The organism is Centipeda periodontii DSM 2778 (assembly GCF_000213975.1).
Classification (GTDB): Bacteria; Bacillota; Negativicutes; order Selenomonadales; family Selenomonadaceae; genus Centipeda; species Centipeda periodontii.
This window is the reverse complement of record NZ_GL892076.1, coordinates 2,049,065-2,071,337: the sequence shown is the minus strand read 5'-3', so window position 1 is coordinate 2,071,337 and position 22,273 is coordinate 2,049,065. Positions and strand designations below refer to the sequence as shown.

The 22,273-nt window shown below is 54.3% G+C and carries 27 protein-coding genes; 24 read left to right on the top strand and 3 right to left on the bottom strand.

From position 1 onward, the window contains the following. Positions 1-70 precede the first annotated feature (70 nt). A complete protein-coding gene (locus HMPREF9081_RS09445; RefSeq protein ID WP_006307003.1) occupies positions 71-1,990 on the top strand; it encodes a TonB-dependent receptor plug domain-containing protein in 1,920 nt (639 codons plus the stop codon). 111 nt (positions 1,991-2,101) lie between these two features. Continuing rightward, positions 2,102-2,809, top strand: coding sequence for a purine-nucleoside phosphorylase (gene deoD / locus HMPREF9081_RS09440; RefSeq protein ID WP_006307002.1), 708 nt, complete (start codon positions 2,102-2,104; stop codon positions 2,807-2,809). A gap of 79 nt (positions 2,810-2,888) precedes the next feature. On the opposite strand, the gene HMPREF9081_RS09435 is transcribed toward deoD, so the two are convergent. Together HMPREF9081_RS09435 and HMPREF9081_RS09430 are read right to left on the bottom strand one after the other, a co-directional pair. After that, a complete protein-coding gene (locus tag HMPREF9081_RS09435) occupies positions 2,889-3,410 on the bottom strand; it encodes a YjbQ family protein (protein WP_006307000.1) in 522 nt (173 codons plus the stop codon). Positions 3,411-3,422: 12 nt separating this feature from the next. Beyond that, positions 3,423-4,130 (bottom strand): triose-phosphate isomerase, encoded by a 708-nt coding sequence (locus HMPREF9081_RS09430; protein ID WP_040394982.1) that lies wholly within the window; start codon positions 4,128-4,130, stop codon positions 3,423-3,425. Between the two features lie 145 nt (positions 4,131-4,275). Here HMPREF9081_RS09430 and HMPREF9081_RS09425 point away from each other — a divergent pair, with 145 nt between their 5' ends. The 10 genes from HMPREF9081_RS09425 to HMPREF9081_RS09380 all read left to right on the top strand — a co-directional run bounded on the left by HMPREF9081_RS09425 (position 4,276) and on the right by HMPREF9081_RS09380 (position 12,824). Beyond that, on the top strand, positions 4,276-5,004 hold the full coding sequence (locus HMPREF9081_RS09425; RefSeq protein ID WP_040394979.1) for a GntR family transcriptional regulator: 729 nt from the start codon (positions 4,276-4,278) through the stop codon (positions 5,002-5,004). A 92-nt stretch (positions 5,005-5,096) separates the two neighbouring features. Continuing rightward, positions 5,097-5,933: a class II fructose-bisphosphate aldolase gene (locus tag HMPREF9081_RS09420; protein WP_006306992.1), complete on the top strand. Its 837-nt coding sequence runs from the start codon at positions 5,097-5,099 to the stop codon at positions 5,931-5,933. Positions 5,934-6,119: 186 nt separating this feature from the next. Beyond that, complete coding sequence (locus HMPREF9081_RS09415) at positions 6,120-6,521, top strand: transcriptional regulator GutM (protein WP_040394977.1); 402 nt, start codon at positions 6,120-6,122, stop codon at positions 6,519-6,521. A 74-nt stretch (positions 6,522-6,595) separates the two neighbouring features. Next, positions 6,596-7,585 (top strand): PTS glucitol/sorbitol transporter subunit IIB, encoded by a 990-nt coding sequence (srlE, locus tag HMPREF9081_RS09410; protein WP_006306990.1) that lies wholly within the window; start codon positions 6,596-6,598, stop codon positions 7,583-7,585. A 19-nt stretch (positions 7,586-7,604) separates the two neighbouring features. After that, positions 7,605-8,132 carry a PTS glucitol/sorbitol transporter subunit IIC gene (srlA, locus tag HMPREF9081_RS09405; RefSeq protein WP_006306989.1) on the top strand — a complete coding sequence of 176 codons (528 nt, stop codon included), beginning with the start codon at positions 7,605-7,607 and terminating at the stop codon, positions 8,130-8,132. Positions 8,133-8,192: 60 nt separating this feature from the next. After that, the gene (locus tag HMPREF9081_RS09400; RefSeq protein WP_006306988.1) at positions 8,193-8,564 is read left to right on the top strand and encodes a PTS glucitol/sorbitol transporter subunit IIA; all 372 of its coding nucleotides are present in this window, start codon (positions 8,193-8,195) and stop codon (positions 8,562-8,564) included. Between the two features lie 124 nt (positions 8,565-8,688). Then, on the top strand, positions 8,689-9,648 hold the full coding sequence (locus tag HMPREF9081_RS09395; protein ID WP_006306987.1) for a sugar-binding transcriptional regulator: 960 nt from the start codon (positions 8,689-8,691) through the stop codon (positions 9,646-9,648). Between the two features lie 62 nt (positions 9,649-9,710). Then, on the top strand, positions 9,711-11,297 hold the full coding sequence (locus HMPREF9081_RS09390) for an ArnT family glycosyltransferase (RefSeq protein WP_006306986.1): 1,587 nt from the start codon (positions 9,711-9,713) through the stop codon (positions 11,295-11,297). Further along, positions 11,294-12,301 (top strand): glycosyltransferase family 2 protein, encoded by a 1,008-nt coding sequence (locus HMPREF9081_RS09385; RefSeq protein WP_006306985.1) that lies wholly within the window; start codon positions 11,294-11,296, stop codon positions 12,299-12,301. The genes HMPREF9081_RS09390 and HMPREF9081_RS09385 overlap by 4 nt, the downstream gene beginning before the upstream one ends. Positions 12,302-12,443: 142 nt before the next feature. Then, entirely contained in the window at positions 12,444-12,824 is a 381-nt protein-coding gene (locus HMPREF9081_RS09380) for a desulfoferrodoxin family protein (RefSeq protein ID WP_006306984.1), read from the top strand. Between the two features lie 63 nt (positions 12,825-12,887). On the opposite strand, the gene HMPREF9081_RS12820 is transcribed toward HMPREF9081_RS09380, so the two are convergent. Next, the gene (locus HMPREF9081_RS12820; protein WP_006306983.1) at positions 12,888-13,331 is read right to left on the bottom strand and encodes a helix-turn-helix domain-containing protein; all 444 of its coding nucleotides are present in this window, start codon (positions 13,329-13,331) and stop codon (positions 12,888-12,890) included. A gap of 118 nt (positions 13,332-13,449) precedes the next feature. Between HMPREF9081_RS12820 and HMPREF9081_RS09370 the strand changes: the two genes are divergently transcribed. The 12 genes from HMPREF9081_RS09370 (at position 13,450) to HMPREF9081_RS09315 (ending at position 22,152) form a co-directional block, all read left to right on the top strand. Continuing rightward, complete coding sequence (locus HMPREF9081_RS09370) at positions 13,450-13,647, top strand: helix-turn-helix transcriptional regulator (RefSeq protein ID WP_040394976.1); 198 nt, start codon at positions 13,450-13,452, stop codon at positions 13,645-13,647. Between the two features lie 87 nt (positions 13,648-13,734). Further along, positions 13,735-14,190: a PTS sugar transporter subunit IIA gene (locus tag HMPREF9081_RS09365; RefSeq protein WP_006306979.1), complete on the top strand. Its 456-nt coding sequence runs from the start codon at positions 13,735-13,737 to the stop codon at positions 14,188-14,190. Positions 14,191-14,296: 106 nt separating this feature from the next. After that, positions 14,297-14,578, top strand: coding sequence for a PTS sugar transporter subunit IIB (locus HMPREF9081_RS09360; protein ID WP_009656976.1), 282 nt, complete (start codon positions 14,297-14,299; stop codon positions 14,576-14,578). A gap of 32 nt (positions 14,579-14,610) precedes the next feature. Next, on the top strand, positions 14,611-15,966 hold the full coding sequence (locus HMPREF9081_RS09355) for a PTS galactitol transporter subunit IIC (RefSeq protein WP_006306977.1): 1,356 nt from the start codon (positions 14,611-14,613) through the stop codon (positions 15,964-15,966). Between the two features lie 40 nt (positions 15,967-16,006). Beyond that, positions 16,007-16,675 (top strand): class II aldolase/adducin family protein, encoded by a 669-nt coding sequence (locus HMPREF9081_RS09350; protein WP_006306976.1) that lies wholly within the window; start codon positions 16,007-16,009, stop codon positions 16,673-16,675. 27 nt (positions 16,676-16,702) lie between these two features. Next, positions 16,703-17,707, top strand: a complete 1,005-nt coding sequence (locus HMPREF9081_RS09345) for a dihydroxyacetone kinase subunit DhaK (RefSeq protein ID WP_006306975.1) — start codon at positions 16,703-16,705, stop codon at positions 17,705-17,707. Between the two features lie 10 nt (positions 17,708-17,717). After that, positions 17,718-18,350 (top strand): dihydroxyacetone kinase subunit DhaL, encoded by a 633-nt coding sequence (gene dhaL / locus HMPREF9081_RS09340; RefSeq protein WP_006306974.1) that lies wholly within the window; start codon positions 17,718-17,720, stop codon positions 18,348-18,350. 184 nt (positions 18,351-18,534) lie between these two features. Then, positions 18,535-19,485 carry a 50S ribosomal protein L11 methyltransferase gene (gene prmA / locus HMPREF9081_RS09335; RefSeq protein ID WP_040394973.1) on the top strand — a complete coding sequence of 317 codons (951 nt, stop codon included), beginning with the start codon at positions 18,535-18,537 and terminating at the stop codon, positions 19,483-19,485. Continuing rightward, positions 19,485-20,231, top strand: a complete 747-nt coding sequence (locus HMPREF9081_RS09330; protein WP_006306964.1) for a 16S rRNA (uracil(1498)-N(3))-methyltransferase — start codon at positions 19,485-19,487, stop codon at positions 20,229-20,231. Before prmA ends, HMPREF9081_RS09330 begins: the two co-directional genes overlap by 1 nt. Before the next feature lie 20 nt (positions 20,232-20,251). Then, positions 20,252-20,794, top strand: coding sequence for a TlpA family protein disulfide reductase (locus HMPREF9081_RS09325; protein ID WP_040394970.1), 543 nt, complete (start codon positions 20,252-20,254; stop codon positions 20,792-20,794). A 27-nt stretch (positions 20,795-20,821) separates the two neighbouring features. Continuing rightward, complete coding sequence (locus HMPREF9081_RS09320; protein ID WP_006306961.1) at positions 20,822-21,505, top strand: cytochrome c biogenesis CcdA family protein; 684 nt, start codon at positions 20,822-20,824, stop codon at positions 21,503-21,505. 137 nt (positions 21,506-21,642) lie between these two features. Then, complete coding sequence (locus HMPREF9081_RS09315) at positions 21,643-22,152, top strand: ECF transporter S component (RefSeq protein WP_006306960.1); 510 nt, start codon at positions 21,643-21,645, stop codon at positions 22,150-22,152. Positions 22,153-22,273: the final 121 nt, after the last annotated feature.

The window sequence follows — 22,273 nt, the reverse complement described above, 5'->3', positions numbered from 1 at the left end:
GGAGTCCATGCCAACAGTGTCATAAGAAGATCTTATTTGCAGTAGGATGAAATTTTAGGAGGAGTTCACGATGAAGAAGAGTATTCGCATAGCTGTGACAGCTGCGCTTGCCTTTGGTATCCTGTCCATCGGGGGGCAAACGTACGCGGCAGATCACAATAACTCTGCGGATGAGCATGCACTTGGAGAGACCGTTGTCACGGCGACGCGAACGCCCAACGAGGAACTGAAGGCAAACGCGAATATCACGGTGATTACGGGCAAGGATATCGAGCGCCGTCACTACACTGATCTGACGCAGGCTCTGCGCGATGTGCCCGGGGTTGCGGTCAATCAGTATGCACCAGCAGGATACAATAACAGTACCAAATTCTATATCAATGGTTCGGAGGATGTTGTTCTTCTCATTGACGGTGTTCGGCAGAACTATGCGGGCGGCTTTGGTGCATCTCTTGCGTCTGCGTTGAAGGATCTCAGTGGTATCGAGCGCATTGAGGTGCTGCATGGCTCGGCATCGACGCTCTATGGCTCAGATGCAAAGGGGGGTGTCATCAACATCATCACGAAGAAGGCGCAGGGAGTGAAGACAACGCTCGGCATCGGCTACGGCAGCTATGGTCGCCAGCTCTATAGCGTGGCAAATGAGGGCAGTGCGAACGGCTGGGATTGGCGTGTTAAGTACCAAAAGGACAAGAGCAGTGACTTCAAGGACGCGCATGGAAACAAGACACCATCGAAACTGGATGCCGACTCGGTCAATGTTCACATTGGCAAGGATTTGAGCAAGGCGTCCTATCTCGCTCTTAATTTCCGTTCCTATAAGGACTCGGATCACTATCAGGCCCTCTATGAAAAAGAGCAGGGGTTTCCAGTTAATCTTGGGAACTATGATCATTTTGATACCAACCTGATTTGGAATGTGCAGATCGACGACTCGACAAAGAATCAGATGAGTGTCTCCCGCAGTAAGTATAATTATGATCTTACCACTTACAGCTTGGATTGGCTGACGCTCTTGCCCGTGAAATCTTTTTATGATTTTGACGTTCAAACATGGAGATTTAGCGACCAGTTTGACAAGCAGCTTGGTGATCACCTGCTGACAGCGGGCTTTGAGTTTACGAAGGATGATACGACGATCAAGAACGGCGGCGCTGTAAGTATCGGTGATCGCACTCTTTTGAACCGCTCCTTCTACCTTCAGGATCAGTGGAGTATCATTCCCACATTGAAGCTCACGGCAGGCATTCGTCATGACAGCAACTCTGCATTCGGCAGCCACAACAGTCCGAGCGTCAGCCTTGGGTATGACATTGATCCGATGACGCATGCTTATGTTTCTTATAGTGAATATTTTATCACGCCGACACCCAATCAACTCTATGCGCCGACCTATGGGAATGCAAAGCTCAAACCGGAGTCGGGCAATACGAAGGAAATCGGCATTGCACATGACTTTGGCAGAGGACTCAGCCTTACGGCGAGCTATTTCAAGCGCCATTCGAAGAACCGAATCGGTTACCATCCCATGACCTATCAGAATATCAATGTTGGGGATGAGGACGCGCATGGATGGTCACTGCAATTCGCAAAGCGCATTGATTCCCACCTGCGCGCACGCCTCGGATATACACAGACACATGTTGGAAAGACGGCACAGCGTGACGTAAATATCGACGGTTATCTGCCAAGGGATCAGTGGAACATCGGTGTGGACTACCGCAACCGTGACTTCGATTCTTCGCTCCTTGCACGTGGTATGATCGGTCGTCCGGGACCTGTGAGTGGGGCATTCCCGACCGATAACTACTGGGTTGTCGATCTTGCGATGAACTACCAGATCGCTGACGCGACAAAAGTTTATCTCAAGGCGAATAATATCTTCAACCAGTTCTATGCCGAGCATTCGAATGTAAGGTATGGCTCTCGCGGACAGTGGTGGACGGCACCGGGCCGCAACTTCATGATCGGGGTGGAGCAGAGCTTCTGATTGTAAAACAACAGCAGGAAGGCTTGATTTTCAGGAGAGCCCTGATAAAATGGAGGGAGAATGTCTGCGGATATATCCATGCTGTGTTGAGATCAGAAGAGGAGCGTACCTATGAGTTCATTGCATATTGCTGCCGAAAAGGGCGAGATCGCCGAGCGCATCCTGCTGCCGGGGGATCCGCTGCGTGCGAAGTTCATCGCGGAGAATTTTCTTGAGGGGGCGAAGGAATACACATCTATCCGCAATATCCTCGGCTATACGGGGACGTATCACGGCGTTCCTGTATCCGTACAGGGAACGGGCATGGGCATGCCCTCCATCTCCATCTATGTCAATGAGCTGATGGACTATTATCATGTGCAGAAGCTCATCCGTGTCGGTACCTGTGGCGGTATGCACGAGAAGGTCAAACTGCGCGATGTCTTCATTGCGCAGGGCGCAACGACAGACTCCGGTATGATTCGGAGCATCTTCGGCGGTGCGATCAACTATGCACCGCTCGCGGACTATGACCTCCTCTCTGCTGCTGTGGAGAATGCGCGAAAGCTGAACCTTCCTGTGCGTGTCGGCAACGTCATCTCCGTCGATCGTTTTTATGATGAGGAGATCGATAACGCAAAGCTCCGTCAGTACGGCGTTTTCGCTGTAGAGATGGAGGCGGCAGCGCTCTATACGCTCGCGGCAAAATACGGGCGGCAGGCGCTCGCACTCTTCACGGTCAGCGACCATCTCCTCACGGGGGAACGCTGCACGGCAGAGGAGCGGCAAACGACGTTCAACGATATGATCAAGATCGCACTTGAGACTGTGATCGGCTGAAAAATCCCACACAAAAAGCACAAAGTCTGTGCCGTTTTCATGCGGAGATGACTTTGTGCTTTTTCACTTGCTATCTGTATTATTCACCCATCACCACAATCGTACACTTTCGTGTGCGCGATCGCGTGCGGTCGAAGTCGACGAAGTAGCAGTAGCCGGTTGTACCGACGGCGAGCTTGCCGTCCGCGACCTCAAAGGTCTCTGAGGAGCCGATGAGGGTCGCCTTGAGGTGGGCGTCACAGTTCCAGAGCGCCGTGCGGTCGCCGCCCGGCAGATACACATCGGCATCGGGCCAACTCTCGACGGCGCGATAGTGTTCCGCGCCGGGATACTGGTACTGGTTCCAACCTGTCTGGTTCGGGATGATCTTTTCAAGAACAGCATTGAGATCGTTCTGCAGGAACTCCGTGCCCGTCTCATCGACATCGTGCACGAACTCCTCAAAGAATACGCCGCAGGTGGTGTGTGGAGAGATGACGGTCGCAATGCCCTCTGCAATGCCGCTCTCTTCGATGGCGGCGCGCAGTTCTGCGGTGATGTTGATAAAGGTCGGTGTGCCGCCGTGCGATGTGAGAGTCAACTTCTTCTTAAATACGCTCATGATGATTCTCCCTTATGCCGCACCCTCGGTTGCCTCACGTGCCTCTGCAGCACGTACAATCGCCTCTGCCATCTCCATGATGCGCTCTGCCGGATCGGGGGCGTTCAGAATACCGCTTGTCGCACCGCTGCCATCCGCACCGAGGCGTACGACACGGTAGACATCGTCTGCCGTCGTGATGCCGGAGGCGATCATGATGCCAATAGTGGGATCGATGCTGCGGATCTTTGCGACAATCGAGGTCGTGTAGCTGTCATCTGCGGTTTTGCCGGTGCCGATGAGATCGGTCGGCTCGCAGAGAAGGATATCGGGATGGAATGCGGCAATGGCTGTTCCCTCAGCGAGCGAATCTGCGCAGGCAATCGTCTCGATGCCAAGCTCGCGTGCGCGTGCAATCGTCTTTGCGAGCTCTGCCATCGTCATGGGGTTCTCCGCGTGGTTGAGAAAGGTCGCGCGCGCACCCGCCTCGTAGAGCGCCTCGGGGAGGAGATGCCCCATGCCGCGCCCCGGTTTCAGGCTCTCCATCGCCTGTGCCGTGACGATGATCGCCTCGGTGTTCTCACGAATGTAACGAATATCGGAGAAGGGGCAGGTGAAGTAGATCTTCAGTCCCGTCTCCTTGGAAGCATGATCGGCAGCCCGTGCAAGCGCAAGTGACTTTTTGCCGTAGAGATAGGACTTTGGGTTGACAACGAGGAAGGGGGCAAGGCTGCTCTTCATGATGATGACCTCCTGTATGAGATGATTAATTACCATTGGTTAATAAAATATTACCACAGGTAAAATATACTTGCAAGAGGCTTTCCTGTTGACAAAAAGACAAGTAATCCCATACTATAACAAAAGTAAAAAAGGAGGGCTGTTCATGTCGAGCAAAAAACAGCAGCGTCTGCATGAGAAGATTCGCGATGCAATGGAGAAGCAGTTCGCCGATCTCGCATATTTCTCACCGATCCCGGGTGAGCGGGAACTCTGTCAGATTCTCGGTGTGAGTCGGCCGACCGTACGCAAGGCACTCGAACTGCTCGAGGCGGAGAATAAGATTGTGCGCATGCAGGGGCGCGGCTCGTTCTACACGGGGGAGAAAATCCCCGTCGATTATTCCGAGGCAGCACAGCGAGGGTTCGGACTCGCGCAGATGTTTTCGGCAGAGGGGCGCGTCACGCGGAGCACGGTTCTGCAGCAGGTTGTCGAGCCCGCGCGCGGCAACCTTGCCTCTATGCTCGGACTCGCCGAGGAGACGCTCGTCTTTCATCTCAAACGTCTGCGCTATGTGGATGAGAAGATCTATGCCGTCACGGATGACTATATCCCGCTCGCGCTCTGCCCCGAGCTGGTGCACACGGATTTCACGCAGCACGGACTCCTGCGCACGCTCGAGGCACATGATGTCCATCCCTATGCAGAGGACAAGACCATCGAGGTGATTCACGCCACGCCCGAGATCGCGCTCTATCTTGAGGTGGCAGAGCAGGCGCCAATCTTCGTCACACGCATCCTGACGACGGATCGTGAAGGACGGATCATTCAGTATGCAACGTCGAAGGCAGATGCATTCCGCAGTCGGTTTCGTGTGCGTTCGACAAAAAAATAATAACCACTGGTAAATAAAACGATTGACAAATGGATTTCTCTGACATATGATAATCAAAAAATGAATGTGATTTCAGAAAAGGAGGAATTCTCATGTTGGTTGATGGAAAATCTGTGCTCGATGCCGCAAAAGCCGGGCGCTACGGTATTGTTGCGCCCGACTTTCTCACACTGAATGCCGCGCGCATTTTTGTGCAGACGGCAGACGCACTCAAAACCCCGATCCTGCTCTCATTTGCACAGGGGCATTCTGGGCTGATCTCTCTTGAAGAGGCGGCACTTGTCGGCAAATATTGGGCAGAGAAGGTGACGACGCCGATCGTGCTGCATCTCGATCACGGGCAGGATTTTGATTTCCTGCACCGCGCAATCGAGCTTGGTTTTACCTCTGTTATGCTGGATGCCTCCATGAAAGATATGGATGAGAATATTCGTTTGACGAAGGAAGTCGTTGACTACGCGCATACCAAAGGGGTCAGTGTCGAGGCGGAGATCGGTCATGTCGGGGGAGCCTCCGAGGGGGTTGAGGGCGCAACCTCGGACAGTGTCTATACAACGGTGGAGGAAGCAAAGATCTTTGTGGAGGCGACGGGCGTCGATTCTCTTGCTGTATCCATCGGTACCTCGCATGGTGTTTACAAGAGCAATAAGACACCGGAGCTGAACTTCGAGCGCCTGCGTGAGCTTGCTGCTGCCGTTCCCGTACCGCTCGTACTGCACGGCGGATCCGGCACAGGGGATGAGAATCTGCACCGCGCCGTACGCGAGGGCATTACGAAGCTGAACATCTATACGGACTTTCTCGTTGGCGCGATGGCGGAGATCAAGGCGGCGCATACGGACTCTTTGATCGAGACACAGAAGGCGGTAGACGAGGGGATGCGCAAGGTGCTCACGCATTACATCAATCTCATCTCCAAAACGTCATAAAGCGTTTTCTTCTAACAAAGCTGTCGATTTGTCCGACAGCTTTTTATATTGGAACAAATGACAAGGCAATCGGAAATGAGTAATTACATTTACAAAAATTCAAGAAAGCAATTATTGTAAAAAATGAATTTGGATGGTATAATTCATTTCGTCAGATGGAATACGGAAGTCGAAGGGGGGACGATCTTGCAGACAGAGATGCTCGTCGGCGCTGTTTTCTTACTCTTTGTCATTCAAGTCATCGGTACGCATTTGCAGGTGAAGGCCTATAAGGGGGCTGTGCGCGAGATGCACAAGCTCGGCAATGTTGGGATCGGTTCGCGCAGACGCAAGCTCGGCGCATCGAACATCGTTGTGATTGCGTGCAACTCCGCAGGCGAGATTCTGGACGGGCGGATCATGCAGGGCATGACGATCCTCAGCCGATTTCGTCCGATGGAGGATATTGTCGGGCGCACGATCTACGATCTGCATGCGGAGTATGCGGCGCTGCCCCAAAAGCGGCGCGTCCACTACAAGGGGCATATGCAGGCACTCGATGCACTGATCACACGGTTACATAACGCAGAGCAAAGCGAAGCACGGTAGTTGGTGGGAGCATCTCCTTTGCGGGAGCGGCTTCCTTAAGTATTAAAGAAGTATGTTGCATAGGAGGAAAGCGAATGTATAACTCATTAAAGATTGTCGCCGGAAATGGCGGCTGGGGCGGTCCGCTCGTCCTCGTTCCGACAGACATGCGGAATAAGATCGTCAGCGTGACGGGCGGCGGGGTGCATCCACTCGCCGCAAAGATTGCCGAGATGACGGGCTGTACGGCAGTCGACGGTTTCTCAACAGGGGTTCCGGATGAGGAGATCCTGCTCGCTGTTGTGGATTGCGGCGGTACGGCGCGATGCGGCGTCTATCCGAAGAAGGGCATCTTGACCGCGAACGTGCTCCCGGTTGGAAAGACAGGGCCCCTTGCGCAGTTCATCACGAAGGAGCTCTACGTATCGGCAGTCGATCTCTCCTGCCTCTCCCTTGCGGATGAGAGCGAAAGTGCGGCCGCTGCTGCGGCACCCGCTCACACACCCAAGACAAAGGCTGAAGCACGCGCGGAGATCGCGGAGATGCAGAAGGGGCGCGAGAAGAATTTTGTCACGCGCCTCGGCATTGCCATTGGCGGCGTGGTCAATAAATTCTATGCCGCAGGACGCGAGACGATCGACATCACGGTCAAGAGCATCCTGCCGTTCATGGCGTTTGTTTCCATGATCCTCGGCATCATCTCTGTCTCGGGACTCGGTAACGTGATTGCGAATACGATCTCGCCGCTCGCAAGCACGCTCCCCGGCATGCTCATCATCTCGCTCATCTGCGCGATTCCGTTCATCTCTCCCGTCCTCGGGCCGGGCGCAGTCATCGCGCAGGTCGTGGGCACGCTGCTCGGCGCACAGATCGGCATGGGCAACATCCCACCGCAGTATGCACTGCCCGCACTCTTTGCGATCAACGCACAGGTCGGTGCGGACTTCGTTCCGGTCGGGCTCAGCCTCGGAGAGGCGGATCCTGAGACCATTGAGCTCGGCGTACCCGCCGTCCTTTACTCGCGTGTTATTACGGGGCCCTTGGCGGTGCTGATCGCCTACGCGGCAAGTATTGGTCTTTACTAATCGGGAGGGATATAGTATTATGGAACTGATAGCAACAGCAGCAAACGGCTTTATGGATCTCTTCCGCGCGGGTGCGGGCATCTTTACATCGTGGGTCACGGGGATCATTCCCCTGCTTGTCATCATGATGACGGCGGTCAACTCGCTCATCAAGCTCATCGGTGAAGAGCGCGTGAACGGTGTGGCACAGCGTGCGACGCAGAACATCATCACACGCTACACGGTTCTCCCCGTACTCGCCGTGCTCTTTCTTGGCAATCCCATGTGCTACACATTCGGCAACTTCGTTGAGCAGAAGTACAAGCCCGCCTACTATGACGCGGCGGTCAGCTTCGTCCATCCCGTGACGGGACTCTTCCCGCATGCCAATGGCGGTGAGCTTTTCGTCTACATGGGCATCGCGGCGGGCATCACAACACTTGGGCTGCCGCTTGGAGATCTCGCCGTCCGCTACTTCCTCGTCGGCATTGTCGTCATTCTCGTACGCGGCATTGTCACGGAGAAGATCTATCTCTATATGAGGCGCCGTGAGGCGAAGCAGGCGTAGGAAAACGCAGCGTCTCGCCATCTCGGAGCAGTGTGTTTTTATGAGACAGGAGGATGCAGGATGAAATACTATTGCGAAATTACAAGTTGGGGCGAGGAGTCTCTTCTCTTTCTGGATGACCCAAACTCTAATTTTATCATCATTTTCAACAACAACGCACCGCCGGAGCTCGCATCGTTTTCCGTCCTGCATACGCCGGCGAACTACAACGAGGATCCTGCTGTCGGCGATACGATGATCGTCTGTGACAAGGCGTTCACAATCACGGCGATCGGCGATGAGGCCCTGCATACGCTGAAGGAACTTGGACACTGCACGCTTTCCTTCCGTGGGGGCGAGACGGCAGAGCGTCCCGGCTGCATCATGTTGCAGGGGGACGTGCCGTTCGTGAAGGATGATGTCAAGATGGGTGCCACGATCGAAGTACACTGATTAGTATTCATGGGGGAGCTGCCGCAGCAGCGGCAGCTCCCTTTTTCGGCACATGTATAGAAAATATGTCAAAAGAGATAGCAAAAGTCAGAATGTGTTCGATACAAATTAAGAGGTTTTCACGATGAAGAAGATTGTTGACGATGTGCGCCTCATCTTCAAATGCTGCAGTCTATACTATCAGGATGGGTTGGGGCAGAAGGAGATCTGTGAAGTACTCGGAATCTCGCGCCCGACGGTCTCGCGGATGCTTACCATCGGCAAGGAGCGCGGTATCGTCCGTATCGAGATCCAAAACCCGGACAACATCGCCTATGGAAAGATGGAGCGTGAAATCGAAAAAAAATACGACCTGCAGGAGGTCATCATCGTTCCGTCCAGTCCCATCTCGGATGGGCAGTATCCGATCAACTCGGAGATCGGCAGTGCAACGCTCGAATATCTGTCGCGCGTGCTGATGGATGGCTATCTTGTCGGCATTACGATGGGGCTGGCGATCCAGAATGTCGTGCGCTCGGATTACTTCATCCGCAGCCCGATCAAGGCGACCTTCGTCCCTCTCGTAGGCGGGGTGGCAGAGAGTCGCCTCGACATTCACTCCAACTATCTCGCGCAGGAATTTGCAGACCGCTTTGTCGGAGCCTGCATCCAATTCTTTGCGCCAGCGGTGTTCTCGCGTCGGGAGGTACTCGAGGGTTTTTTGGAGGAAAAGACGATTCGCAATGTGATTCGACTCTACTCACGGCTCGATCTCGTCCTTATGGGGATCGGGATTCCCTCGACGGAACATTCCACGATTCTCCAGACGGGCTATGTCGATCGTGCTGTTCTTGAGGAGTTCACGGCGCGCGGGGCGGTGGGGGACATTGCCCTGCGCTATTTCGACGCGAATGGCGATACGACGCCGTTTCAAGAGTTCAATGAACGGGTGGCAGGCATCCCGCTCGATACGCTGAAGAAGATTCCGCGCCGCGTCGGTGTGGCCGGCGGGCGTCAAAAAAAGGACGCCGTACTCGGCGCCATCCGCGGCGGTTTTATCAACGTGCTGATCACGGACATTGACTGCGCGGAGAATCTGATATAGTTGTAAAAAGCGAAATATATGGTACAATGCAGATACTATAAAGCTGTGAGGTGCATATCTGCATGAACGATGAGAAAAATCTTGGATGGTTGGTCTATCTTCTGCTGCTCGTGATCATATCCTTTCAAATTCTATTTGGAATCGGCGGGACGGCGCTGCTCGACCCCGATGAGCCGGTCTATGCAGAGACGGCAAAGGAGATGATCCGCTTCGGTGATTATCTCTCGCCGCGGATCTACAATGAGTTTTGGTATGATAAGCCGCCCATCTTCTACTGGCTCGTGGTCGCCTCACTCAAGGTGTTTGGCGGATTCAGCGAACTTGCGGCGCGCCTCCCCGCTGCGCTCATGGCGATCGGCTCCATTCTCATGACGGCGCTCGCCGCAGCGCGTCTCTTTGGTGCGCGTACGGGGTTCTGGTCAGGACTCGTCATGGGGACGAGCATCATCCTCATGTATATGGGCAAGGCGTCTGTGACGGACTCGACGCTGCTCTTCTTTCTAACAGCGGCGCTCTTTTCGTTCATCCATCGGCAGTATTGGCTGATGTATCTCGCCTGTGGGTTCGCGGTGATGACGAAGGGACCCATTGGGGTGGTATTCCCCGCAGGGATCGTTTTCTTTTATCTGCTCGCTACGCGTCAGCTCGAGCAGCTTTTTCGCATGCATATTTTGCGCGGGCTCCTGCTCATCATCGCCGTGGGGCTCCCGTGGTATCTCTATATGTATGAGGTACACGGCATGGCGTTCATCTACGAGTTCATCGGATTCCACAACGTCAGCCGCTTCACCGCACCGCTTCATCCCGTGCGCGCACATTGGTGGTTCTACCTGCCCGTCGTGATTCTCGGCTTCTTCCCATGGACGGGCATACTCATCCAGTCGGTCAAAAATGCCTTCCGCCGGAGCTTTGGTGAGGAGGCGCGGATGCTTGCCTTCTTCCAAGTGTGGTGGATCTTCGTTCTCGTCTTCTTTTCGATTGCACAGACGAAGCAGGTCTCCTATATGCTCCTCCTGACGCCTGCGCTCTCGACCATCATCGGTTGGAATCTCGCGCGTATGATCGAGGATTGGAGGCAGACGCATTTTGCGTGGGCAGGCGGCAGTGCCCTCATGTTCCTCCTCTTGGGACTCGGCTGGCTCATGAGCGGAGACAGTTTCGCGGGGCTCGCCGAGGGCGGGCTCTGGCTCGGTGCGATTACCCTCGTCCTCGGTGCAGCGATTGTTTACACCATCACGGCATCGCACAATCTCATATGTGCGGCGTGGCTGCATGTCTTTGCCGGCGTTGTGACGATGGTCATCGCGTTCGGATTTATGATGCCAGCGATCGAGGGGAACTTCAGCGTGAAGCAGATCGCGCTTCACTATGCGGAAAACTACCACGCTGCGGCAGAGGCGGAGGGGCGAGTCCTCTACATCGACAAACAGCTGCGCCCCGGCGTCATGCTCTACACGGATATCCCCGGTATCGAGGCGGATACGAACCGTGCGGATTCGCTCAGCGCCCTGCGTGCGGACGTGCGCCCGAAGTACATCATCATGCGTGACTTTATGTATACCAAGATGAAAAAGGAACTCGGTGCGGAGAACTGGCAGCTCGTCGAGGAGCGTGACGGACTCTGTATATTTAAGGATGATAAAGAATGACGGCACCTGTCCTCTATCTCGTTGTGCCCTGCTACAATGAGCAGGAAGTGCTGAACGATACGGCAGATAAACTGCAGCAAAAGCTGATGGATCTCATCGATGCGGGTGTTGTGAGTGCGCGGAGCCGCATCGCTTTTGTCAACGACGGCAGCCGTGACCGCACATGGGAGCTGATCGTGCAGTGCACGGTGCGGAGTCCGATCTTTTCCGGGATCAACCTCGCGCACAATGAGGGACATCAGAACGCCCTGCTTGCGGGACTGATGACCGTGCTCCCGCATGCAGATGTGACGATCAGCATGGACGCCGACCTGCAGGACGACATCGACGCGATTGACGCCATGCTCGAAAAACATGCAGCAGGGGCGAACATTGTCTACGGTGTGCGCGAAAACCGCGCTTCGGATACCTTTCTCAAGCGTTTTACTGCGGAGACATTCTACCGCGCCATGCGTGGGCTCGGCGCGGATATCGTGTTCAATCATGCGGATTTTCGCCTGATGGATCGGCGCGCGCTCGCAGCGCTCGCAGAGTATCCGGAGGTCAACCTCTTCCTGCGCGGTATTGTGCCCATGATCGGTCTTACGCACGATGTCGTCTACTACGTGCGCAGGCAGCGCCTCGCCGGAGACTCAAAATACCCGTGGCGGCGTATGGCGTCGTTTGCATGGGAGGGAGTGACCTCCCTTTCAGCGCGTCCCATTCGGCTCATCTCGCAGATCGGAGTGTCTATCTCCTTTATCAGCGGATTGATTCTTGCGTGGTCGATTGTTCGCTACGTGTCGGGGGAGACAATCGTCGGCTGGACAAGTCTTGTCGTTTCGCTCTGGTTCCTCGGCGGACTGATCCTCCTCTCCATCGGCGTGATTGGGGAATACATTGCGAAGATATATCTCGAGGTCAAGCGCCGACCACGTTTCCTTGTGCAGGATTTTATCGACGCAAACGCAAACGAAAAAAATAATTCTTTTTTTGCAAAAAAAGTTGGGAAAAAAGAAGGATAATGTTATTTTGTGGAGAATTATTATTCGTGAAAGACGAAATAGATGATATCGATCGCGTCTGTCACACTCCACATTTTTAATTTTTACTTTGCTGTGTATTTATGTATAGGAAGCATGAGCTTTCGCAATAGGAGGGTTATCTATGTCAGTATTTTACATCGCAGACAAGAAGCACATGATTGAGGTCTATGGCGATGAAGAGCTCAAACTCACTGCCAATGGACAGGAACTCAAGGCGATCCAACCGAATACGGTGGATGCGGCGCAAGAGAAGCACGTTCCCGTGGCAACCTACGATGCCGCAAAGAACGAGGTGCATGTAAAGGTCGGCTCCGTCGCGCATCCGATGACCGAGGAGCATCTGATCACGTGTGTTATTCTTGTGACAAAGAAGGGCTCGCAGCGTATTAACTTGACGCCGACAGATGCGCCCGAGGCGACGTTTCGACTCGCGGACGGCGATACTCCGGTGAAGGTCCTCGAATACTGTAATCTGCACGGCCTCTGGCAGGCAGAGTTCTAAACAGAAGTACATAGGGAGAAACGGCGTTGCATATTGTTGCAGCGCCGTTTTGCATGCGGAAAGTCAGCGCACTTTCTTTCCGGCAAGCCGTCGTGCGATACGTGCGGCGGTTTCGACGGCGGAATGAAGCAGTTCTACGTCTTCCGAATCATATTGCTGCTGGATGGAGTCAGATACCTGCAGTGCGTGCTGAATATTCTCAAGTGTCCGCATGATCTGCTGTGCATCCATCTGTTCAAAATTCTGTTGGAGCTTGGGTAGGGGCGTGATCGTGATCGGTTGGTCTCCATCGAGTATTTTCAGCAGGGAATCTACGTCGGTTTTTGTCCCACGTGCGATTTTTTCAAAAGTCAACATCGTGGGGGATATGGGCTTATTCGTTTTTGGATTGATTCCCTTTTCAAGAATGTTGATGTATGCTTTGCTGAATCCGCACAGATCCGCCAAAGCCTGCATGGACAAACTGTGTTGTTGTCGATAGGACTTTAACCACGCACCTAGCTTCATATTTTAAGCACCTCAATTCTAAATCTTATTTTATAACGCTTTGGATAAATCTGTCAAATATACTTGCCAGAGGTTTTACTGCATAATATACTAGACGAAAATGAAAGGAGGATCTATTATGCCGTATAAAGTCAAAGAAATACGACTTGCCAGAGGTTTTTCACAGGAAGAACTCAGCAGGGTGTCCGGCGTGTCCCGACAGACTATTTCTGATTTGGAGAACGGCAAGGTGGTGAATACCACAACCGCCACATTGACAAAACTGGCAGAGGCTTTGCAGTGCAGTGTTGGGGATATTTTTATCTTTGGTGTCTAGTATATTTGACGTTAAGTAAAATATGGTTGGAAATGAACGTCGAGAGATCTTTCTTTCATGGGATTGTTGAAGTGAGGAGTGAAACGAATGGCGCTGTTGCATGAGGAGCTTGTTCTATTTGATGTGGAGGCGGAAAACAGCGAAGAATTGCTGAAGCGGCTTGCACACGTTCTATTGGAGAAGGGCTATGTCAAGGACTCTTATCCGGGAGCGATTTTAGCGCGTGAGGCAGCCTATCCGACGGGGCTCAACACAAAGGGTGTTGCCATTGCGATGCCCCATGCCGCAGCAGAACACGCGAATGAGGCAGCAATTCTCGTTGCACGGCTGAAAAATCCTATCACGTTCAAGGAGATGGGCGGAAGCGGGAAAGATGTCCCCGCCCGTCTGATTTTCATGCTGTCCATTGATGATCCTGAGGGGCATGTCATTATGCTTGGGAAGTTTATGTCCATTTTTTGTGATGAGGAAAAACTCGTTGATCTCTATGAGACAAACGATCCGAAGGAAGTTATCGCAAAGCTGGCAAGGGTAATTGAATGAGGGTCTTGTCAAATATTGTTCCGTATGTGGTTCTCGCTGCGGAACAGCGTTTCTGTCTGCCGTTTCCATGTGGATGTGGATCGGCTGCGTCGAAAGGAGCAGTATTATGAAGAAGATTTTTGTCGCCTGCGGATCGGGGGTTGCGACCAGTCAGACGGTTGCTTCCAAAATCGGCAATATGATCGAGGATGAGGGACTGGATGCGTCCGTGGAGGCGGTCGACATCAAGTCGCTCGAGAGCATCATCGATCAGTGTGATATCTATGTGTCCATTGTATCCAGCGACGCGGAAAACTATGGAAAGCCGACGGTCAGCGGCATTCCGTTCCTCACGGGCGTCGGGCTCGATGAGACATGGGAACAGCTCAAATCCTATATCGAAGCATAACAGGTAAAAACCGTTATTGGGGGAATTTATCTATGTTGGATGCAGTAAATTATATTCTTGGTCTGGGTGCTGCGATCTTCCTGCCGCTCGTCATGATCGTTCTCGGACTTGCGATGGGAATGTCCCTGAAAAAGGCAATCTCTGCAGGTCTTACGCTTGGGATCGCGTTTACAGGCATGAACGTCATCCTCGGATTCATGTTCGATGCCATCGGTCCCGCAGCAACGGCGCTCGTCGAGCATACGGGGCTTCAACTGACTGCAATTGATGTCGGCTGGTCTCCCATTGCGGCGATCGCTTGGGCTTGGCCGTATGCACTGATTCTGTTTCCTGTGCAGATCGGCATCAATATCCTGATGCTTGCGCTCAAGTGGACAAACTGTCTGAACGTCGATCTCTGGAATGTTTGGGGCAAGATCTTTGTCGCAGCAATGGTCATGGGGCTGACGGGCAGTTTGGTATTCGGCCTGATCGCTGCCGGGATTCAGATTGTATTCGAGCTGATCAATGGGGACCTCATCCAGAAGCAGCTCTACCGTATTTGTAAAATTCCAGGTGTTACCTGCACACATCCGATGATGCTGCAGGCGCCTCTGCTTGCGCTCATCAACCGTGGGTTGGACTTCATTCCGGGGCTGAACGCGGTCAATATGAATGCGGCGGATATGCGCAAGAAACTTGGACTCTTCGGCGAAAACAGCGTCATGGGCTTCCTCATCGGTGCACTTATTGCTGTGATGGGCGGCTATGATGTCAAGGGGGTTCTCACGACTGCCATGCAGGTTGCAACCTCCCTCGTACTCTTTCCGATGGTGGCAAAGCTCTTCATGCAGGCACTTGCACCGATTGCCGATGCAGCGGGCGCATTTATGAAGGCTCGTTTCAAAGGGCGTGAGTTCTACGTCGGACTTGACTGGCCGTTTCTTGCCGGCTCGTCCGAACTTTGGGTGACGGCAATCATTCTCGTTCCGTTTGAACTGCTGTGGGCGGTTGGTCTCAGCTATTTCGATATGAATAATGTTATCCCGCTGGCATCGGTAATTAATGTCGTGGTCGCTGTTCCGGCTCTGATTGTAACGGGCGGAAACCTCATTCGCATGATTATCATCTGCATCATAGCGACACCGACCTATCTCTGGGTCGCGACGAGCTTCGCCGGTATGCTGACCGAAATGGCGGCGCAGACCGGAACACTGCAGGTGAATGCAGGGCAGTACATCACATGGATTCAGCTTGAGGTTCCGGAACTGCGTTGGGCTCTTGCACACGCGTTTAACGGAGAGATTGCGGGCATCGGTCTGCTCATCGCGTTCTGTGCAATGTTTGTCTGGTACTTCAGGCGGATGAAGACGCGTGATGCGGAGCTTGAGGCTGCGGACAAGGCATAATCTTTGGCGCTGTTTCCGGCGCTGAAAGGAAGGTCGTATCATGTTAGAGACTTTGAAAAAGCAGGTTGTGGAATATGCGCTTCAGGCAGACCGCATGGGGCTGTGTAAGCATCGCTCGGGAAATTTCAGCATACGCGACGAGGAGACGCAGCTGGTCTGCATCACGCCGACCGGCATGGATCGCGAGGAGATGTCCTATCATGATATCGTCGTCATGACACTGGATGCCGAAGTCGTCGAGGCTGAGACCGGGCAGCGTCCGACGAGCGAGTCACTGATGCACCTGATGGCGTACAAGACGCGTCCTGATGTTCATGCCATTGCACATACGCACTCGAAGATCGCAACGGCATTTGCTGTTCTGAACAAGCCCATCCCAGCCGTTGTCTATGAGATTGCTGCGTTGGGTTGCAAGGAGGGCTATATCCCTGTCGCACCGTATGGCAGACCCGGTACGCCGGCGCTTGCCGAGTCCATCATCGAGCCGCTGAAGATCTCCGATGTCGCACTGATGGAGAAGCATGGCGTCATCGCTGTTGATGGAAGCGAACTCAAGGAGGCGCTTCTCAAGGCATCCTACGTTGAGGAGATGGCAGAGATCTATCTCACGACGCTGACGATTCTCGGCGGTAAGGAGCCGCAGTCAGTTCCTAAGAGCGAACTGCAGAAATGGGAGTATCCGAAGGAGATCAAACTCCTCCAAAAGTAGACGAAATAAAAAGGAAGGGGTTCAGCGATGAAGAAATTAATCAACAGTCCCGAGGACTTTGCACGCGAGACCGTGGAAGGCATCGTTGCCGCTCATCCGGATCAGCTGAAAATCCTTGATGACAGCTGGCATCGCATGGTGCGCGCCGATGAGAAGAAGGTCGGCAAGGTTGCTATCACAACGGGCGGCGGCTCCGGGCATCTCCCCGTGTTTCTCGGCTATGTCGGCTATGGGCTCTGCGATGGGGTGACGATCGGCAATGTATTTGCTTCGCCAAGCGCGGAGGATATGTACGAGGTGGACAAGGCTGCCCACAGCGGCGCCGGTGTGCTCCATCTCTACGGTCGCTATGGCGGCGATATCATGAACTTCGGTATGGCAAAAGATCTCTGCGAGATGGATGATATCGAGGTGCGCGAAGTCCTTGTGACGGATGATGTCGCATCTGCCCCGAAAGGCAGCGAGGATAAGCGCCGCGGCGTTGCAGGGCTTGTATTTGCGTATAAGATCGCGGGTGCAGCCGCTGAGAGGATGCTTCCGCTGGATGAGGTCACGCGTATTGCACAGAAGACTGTCGACAATACGCGCACGATGGGCGTCGCACTGACGCCGTGCATCGTTCCGGAGGCAGGAAAGGCAACCTTCTCCATCGGCGATGATGAGATGGAGATCGGTATGGGCATCCATGGCGAGCCGGGCATTGAGCGTACGAAGCTGCAGACGATTGATGCGACGGTGGAGACGATGCTTGCACGGATTTTGGATGATCTTCCCTTTGCCTCCGGCGATACGGTCGCCGTTCTGGTCAATGGACTTGGTGCAACGCCAAAGGAAGAGCTCTACATCGCCTATCGGAAAGCGGCGGCTGTTCTGTGCGAGAAGGGGATTTCCGTTCATCGGAACTACATCGGGGAGTATGCAACCTCTCTTGAGATGGCGGGAATGTCCATTTCGCTCCTGCGTCTTGATGATGAACTCAAAGAACTGATTGATGCGCCGTGCCGTTCTCCGTTTTTTGAGCAGTCCAAATGAGGAGGATGTAATGGATATCATTCGGAAGGAAGAGCTCACTCAAATCCTTGATGAAATTGTTACGACGATGGAGGGCGCGAAAGACGAGCTGATCGAACTTGACGGTGCGATGGGCGACGGGGACCTCGGTCTCACAATGGTGAAGGGCTTTACCGCCGTCGCAGAGGAGATTCGCACGCTCGATGAAACCGATATGGGCAAGATCATGATGAAGCTCGGGTTGAAGATGAATGCAACGGCCCCGTCCACGATGGGCACCCTCGTCTCCACCTGCTTCCTCAAGGCAGCGCCTGCGGCAAAGGGCAAAACGGAGCTCACGCTCGCAGATATGGTCGAGATGGGCAGGGGGGCTGTTGCGGGGGTCATGGAGCGCGGCAAGTCGAAGCCCGGCGATAAGACCATGCTGGATGCTCTTTATCCCGCTGTGGAAGCGCTCGGCGCAGCAGCGGCTGCGGGGGACTCCCTCACGGATGCGTGGCAAAAGGCGTATGAAGCTGCCAAGGACGGTATGGAGAAAACGACGTCCATGCAGTCTGTTCACGGGCGTGCTGCCTACTATCAGGAGAAGTCCGTCGGCAGACAGGATCCCGGCGCAACCGCAATGATGTATATTGTGAGCGGCATCGCCAAAGCGGTACGATAGGACAGTCGAATGACGTTCGGCTCTCTCTGCGTTTGCTGAAAAGCAGATGCAGAGAGGGTTTTTTTTGATGTGCTGCTATGGATTGAAAGAGTCCGTTAAAAATTTATCGCATTTCCAATCTTTATCATGTATAATAGCTCTCAGCGAGAGAGAAAATATCCGAGTGAACGTAGGGGGCGATGAAATGCGCTGGGCACGGGTGAGCGTTGTGACGACGCGTGAGGGCGCGGATCTGATCGGGAATGTCCTGATGGAGCTCGGCGCGGCGGGAACAGAGATCGACGATCCGTTGCTCGTGAATGAGTACATTGATGCGGGGCTGTGGGACTACACGGATCTGCCGCGCGCGGAGGACACGGAAACAGTCACCGTGCGCGCGTATCTGCCCGAGGACGAGCGCCTTGAGGGCAGTCTCCTGACACTCACGGAGCGTGTGGAGAACCTGCGTCGCGCAGATGTCCCCATCGGTGCGGGAACGATCTCACATACATTTGTCGCCGATGAGGACTGGGCAGAGACGTGGAAGGCGTATATCCACACGGAGAAGATCGGACGACGGATCGTTGTTCGTCCGACGTGGGAGGAATACACGCCATCGGGGGATGAGATCGTCATTGATCTCGATCCGGGGGCAGCGTTCGGCACCGGGGCGCATGCAACGACGGCAATGTGTCTGCGCTGGCTTGAGCACATCGTATGTCCCGGTATGCGTGTCTATGATGTAGGCTGCGGCTCCGGGATTCTCTCCATCGCGGCGTCGAAACTCGGTGCCGGTGAAATCATTGCGATGGATTACGATCCTGTGGCAGTCTCCGTTGCAGCTGAGAATATACGGCAGAACAACACTCCGAATGTCGTTGTCTTTGAGAGCGATCTGCTTGCGATGTGCGCGGGTGCAGAACCCGCTGAACTCATCATTGCGAACATCATTGCAGACATCATTATTCGCCTCTTTGATCAGTTGGATGCACATCTGGCACCGGGTGGTGTCTTCCTCGCCTCCGGAATTATTGATGACCGTATTTCCGATGTGGAGCGTGTTGCGGCAGAGCATGGCTACACCGTGCTCGACATGACATGCGAAAAGGAATGGGCGGCGATGATTATCCGGCGCAGTTCGGAGCTTGGCTTCTGATGCGACGACTGTTCTATGCGGGGGTACTTGCGGAGGAAATCGAGATTACGGGCGGCGATGCGCACCATCTTGCGCACGTCATGCGTGCACAGGCGGGGGATGAGATTGTTGTCGCAGATGTCGACGGGCGGGCTGCCCGCATGACGATCACGGCGATTGACCGCGATGCCGTCCATCTTCGTCTGGTGGAATATGTCGCATCCGAGGAGCGGACGCGTACCGAGGTCATCCTCGTACAGGCGCTCCTCAAGGGCGAGAAGATGGACTTTGTCGTGCAAAAAGCAGTGGAGCTCGGTGCATCGGCGCTCTATCCCCTCAAAACAGAGCATGTCGTCGTGCGCTACGATGCGAAAAAGGCGGCGGCAAAGGCGGCGCGCTGGCAGAAGATCGCAGATGAGGCGGCAAAGCAGTGCGGACGGCGTGCGCTGATGCGCGTTGCAGAGGTCACGGCACTTTCTGCACTTTTGCAGAATGCCGAACTTTTTGACACGCCAGATACGGCGGTCATATTCTGCTATGAAAGCGAGGGCACGCAGTCCGCGCGTGCGGTGCTGCGCTCCATTGAGGCACGCCGCATTGTACTGATCGTCGGTGCGGAGGGCGGCTTTTCGCCCGTCGAGGCGGAGCACATTCGTGCGGCGGGTGCGCAGTCCGTTTCCCTCGGGCAGCTTATCTTGCGCGCGGAGACGGCGGCGGTGACGGCACTTGCCGTAACGCAGTACGAACTTGGTAATTTTGATCTTTGATGATTCAGAAAGGAAAATCTATGAAGAAGAGATATACGGCGCTTTTCGCGGCGGCATTTGCACTCAGCATGATTGCGGGCTGTGGCGGCAATGAGAAGGCGGATACGGGAGCGACGGCAAAAGCACAGCCTGCTGTGGAGCAGGGGAAGGGGGCGGGACTGCGCGGTGAGGCAGCGCCGACGTTCACGCTCAAAAACATCGCGGGTGAGGATGTCGCCGTCGAGGCGAAGGGCAAGCCCTACATCATCAACTTCTGGGCGACGTGGTGCCCGCCCTGTCAGGCGGAGATCCCCGATCTCGCGGCGTTCTATGCGTCGCATATGGACACGGTGGACTTCTACGCCGTCAACCTGCAGGAGGATGCACAGGTCGTTCAGAAATTTATGACGGAGCGCAAGGCGGAACTCCCTGTCGTGCTCGACCGAAAGGGGGGTGCTGCGACGCTCTACGGTGTGCGTGCCATTCCGACGACCGTTGTCGTTGACAAGGAGGGGAAGGTTGCCTACCGCAAGACGGGCGGGGTAACCAAAGAGGAGCTCGAAGATGTCATCAGCAAGCTCTAAGTTCTTTTCAGACGGAGGATTTGCCATATGGAACTGACTCTTCTTGGCGGGGCGTTTCTCGCGGGCTTTCTCTCGTTCATCTCGCCCTGCGTCCTGCCTCTCCTGCCTACATTCTCACTGATTCTTGCGAAGAACAGTTCGCAGGACGGCAGGGAAACGCAGCGTCTCTATACAAATACGACCGCGTTTCTCGCGGGTTTCACCCTTGTCTTTGTCCTGCTCGGCGCAACGGCGTCGTACATCGGCTCATGGCTCTTTTCCTATCAGGAGATTCTGCGGCAGGGTGCTGCGATTCTTATCATCGTCATGGGGCTCTTTATGACGGGATGGATCAAGATTCCGCTGTTGCTGCGTGAGTATCGCCCGTTTCAACGCCGTGGCTTCGGTGGCATCGGCGGCGCGTTCCTCCTCGGTTGCGGCTTTACGCTCGGCTGGACGCCGTGCACAGGTCCCATGCTTGCGACCATTCTCCTCTATGCAGGGGATACGGCGACCGTCGGGGCAGGGGCGTTTCTACTCCTCGTCTACAGCCTCGGCTTTGCCGTGCCGTTCTTTTTGCTCGCCGTCATCTGGCGGCGGCACATCATGAAGTTGCGCGCGTTCTATCAGTATCTGCCGCGCATCCAACAGGGAGCGGGGGTTGTGCTCGTCCTCCTCGGCATTCTGCTCTGGTCGGACTCGCTGACCTATCTCGTGCGTATCCTGTCATGAATATTTTCGCATAACAAAATCCGTGACATCTGTGCCGTTTGGCACTGTGTCATGGGTTTTTGCATGTCGTTTTGACGCTTGTCATTGAATTATAATGGAGTGAATGATATGATAGGGGACAAAGGAGATCTGATATCATGCAGCAAAAAAATTACTTCACCGTACAGGAGCTTGTCTTCACCGCGCTCATGACGGCGCTCGTCTTTGTTGCGACCTATCTGCCGCATATCCCGATTCCCCTCGGTTACGCGCATCTCGGAGATGCAGTGATCTTCCTGCTTGCGCTCCTCACGCCGCGCCGCAGTGCGTTCTTCGCCGCCTGCATCGGCTCGGCGCTCGCCGACCTCCTCGGAGGTTTCGCGCTCTGGATCGTGCCGACACTTATCATCAAATTTGTGATGGCGGAGATCGTCTGCCGCATCGGACGGCGGGGGGCTGTGCTTGCACCCCGCATAAGCATCATCGCAGCGCTTTTCCTCTCGAGCCTCTGGATGGCGGCGGCGTATACCCTTGCGGGAGCCGTGCTCTATGCGAGCCTGCCCGCCGCACTCGCCTCTTCTCCCGGACTTTTGATGGAGGGGCTGGTCAACAGTGTTGTCGCATTTTTGCTTTTGCCCGTACTGTGGGAGCGGTTTCCGAGATTTTAGGGCATATTCATAAAGGAGAATGACGTGGATTCTAATGTTGATCCCTATGAGTTAGGGAATCACTGATAAATTCAAGGTCATCATCTTGGCGCATTTTTTCCTTCTTTTTGCCCTCGATCTT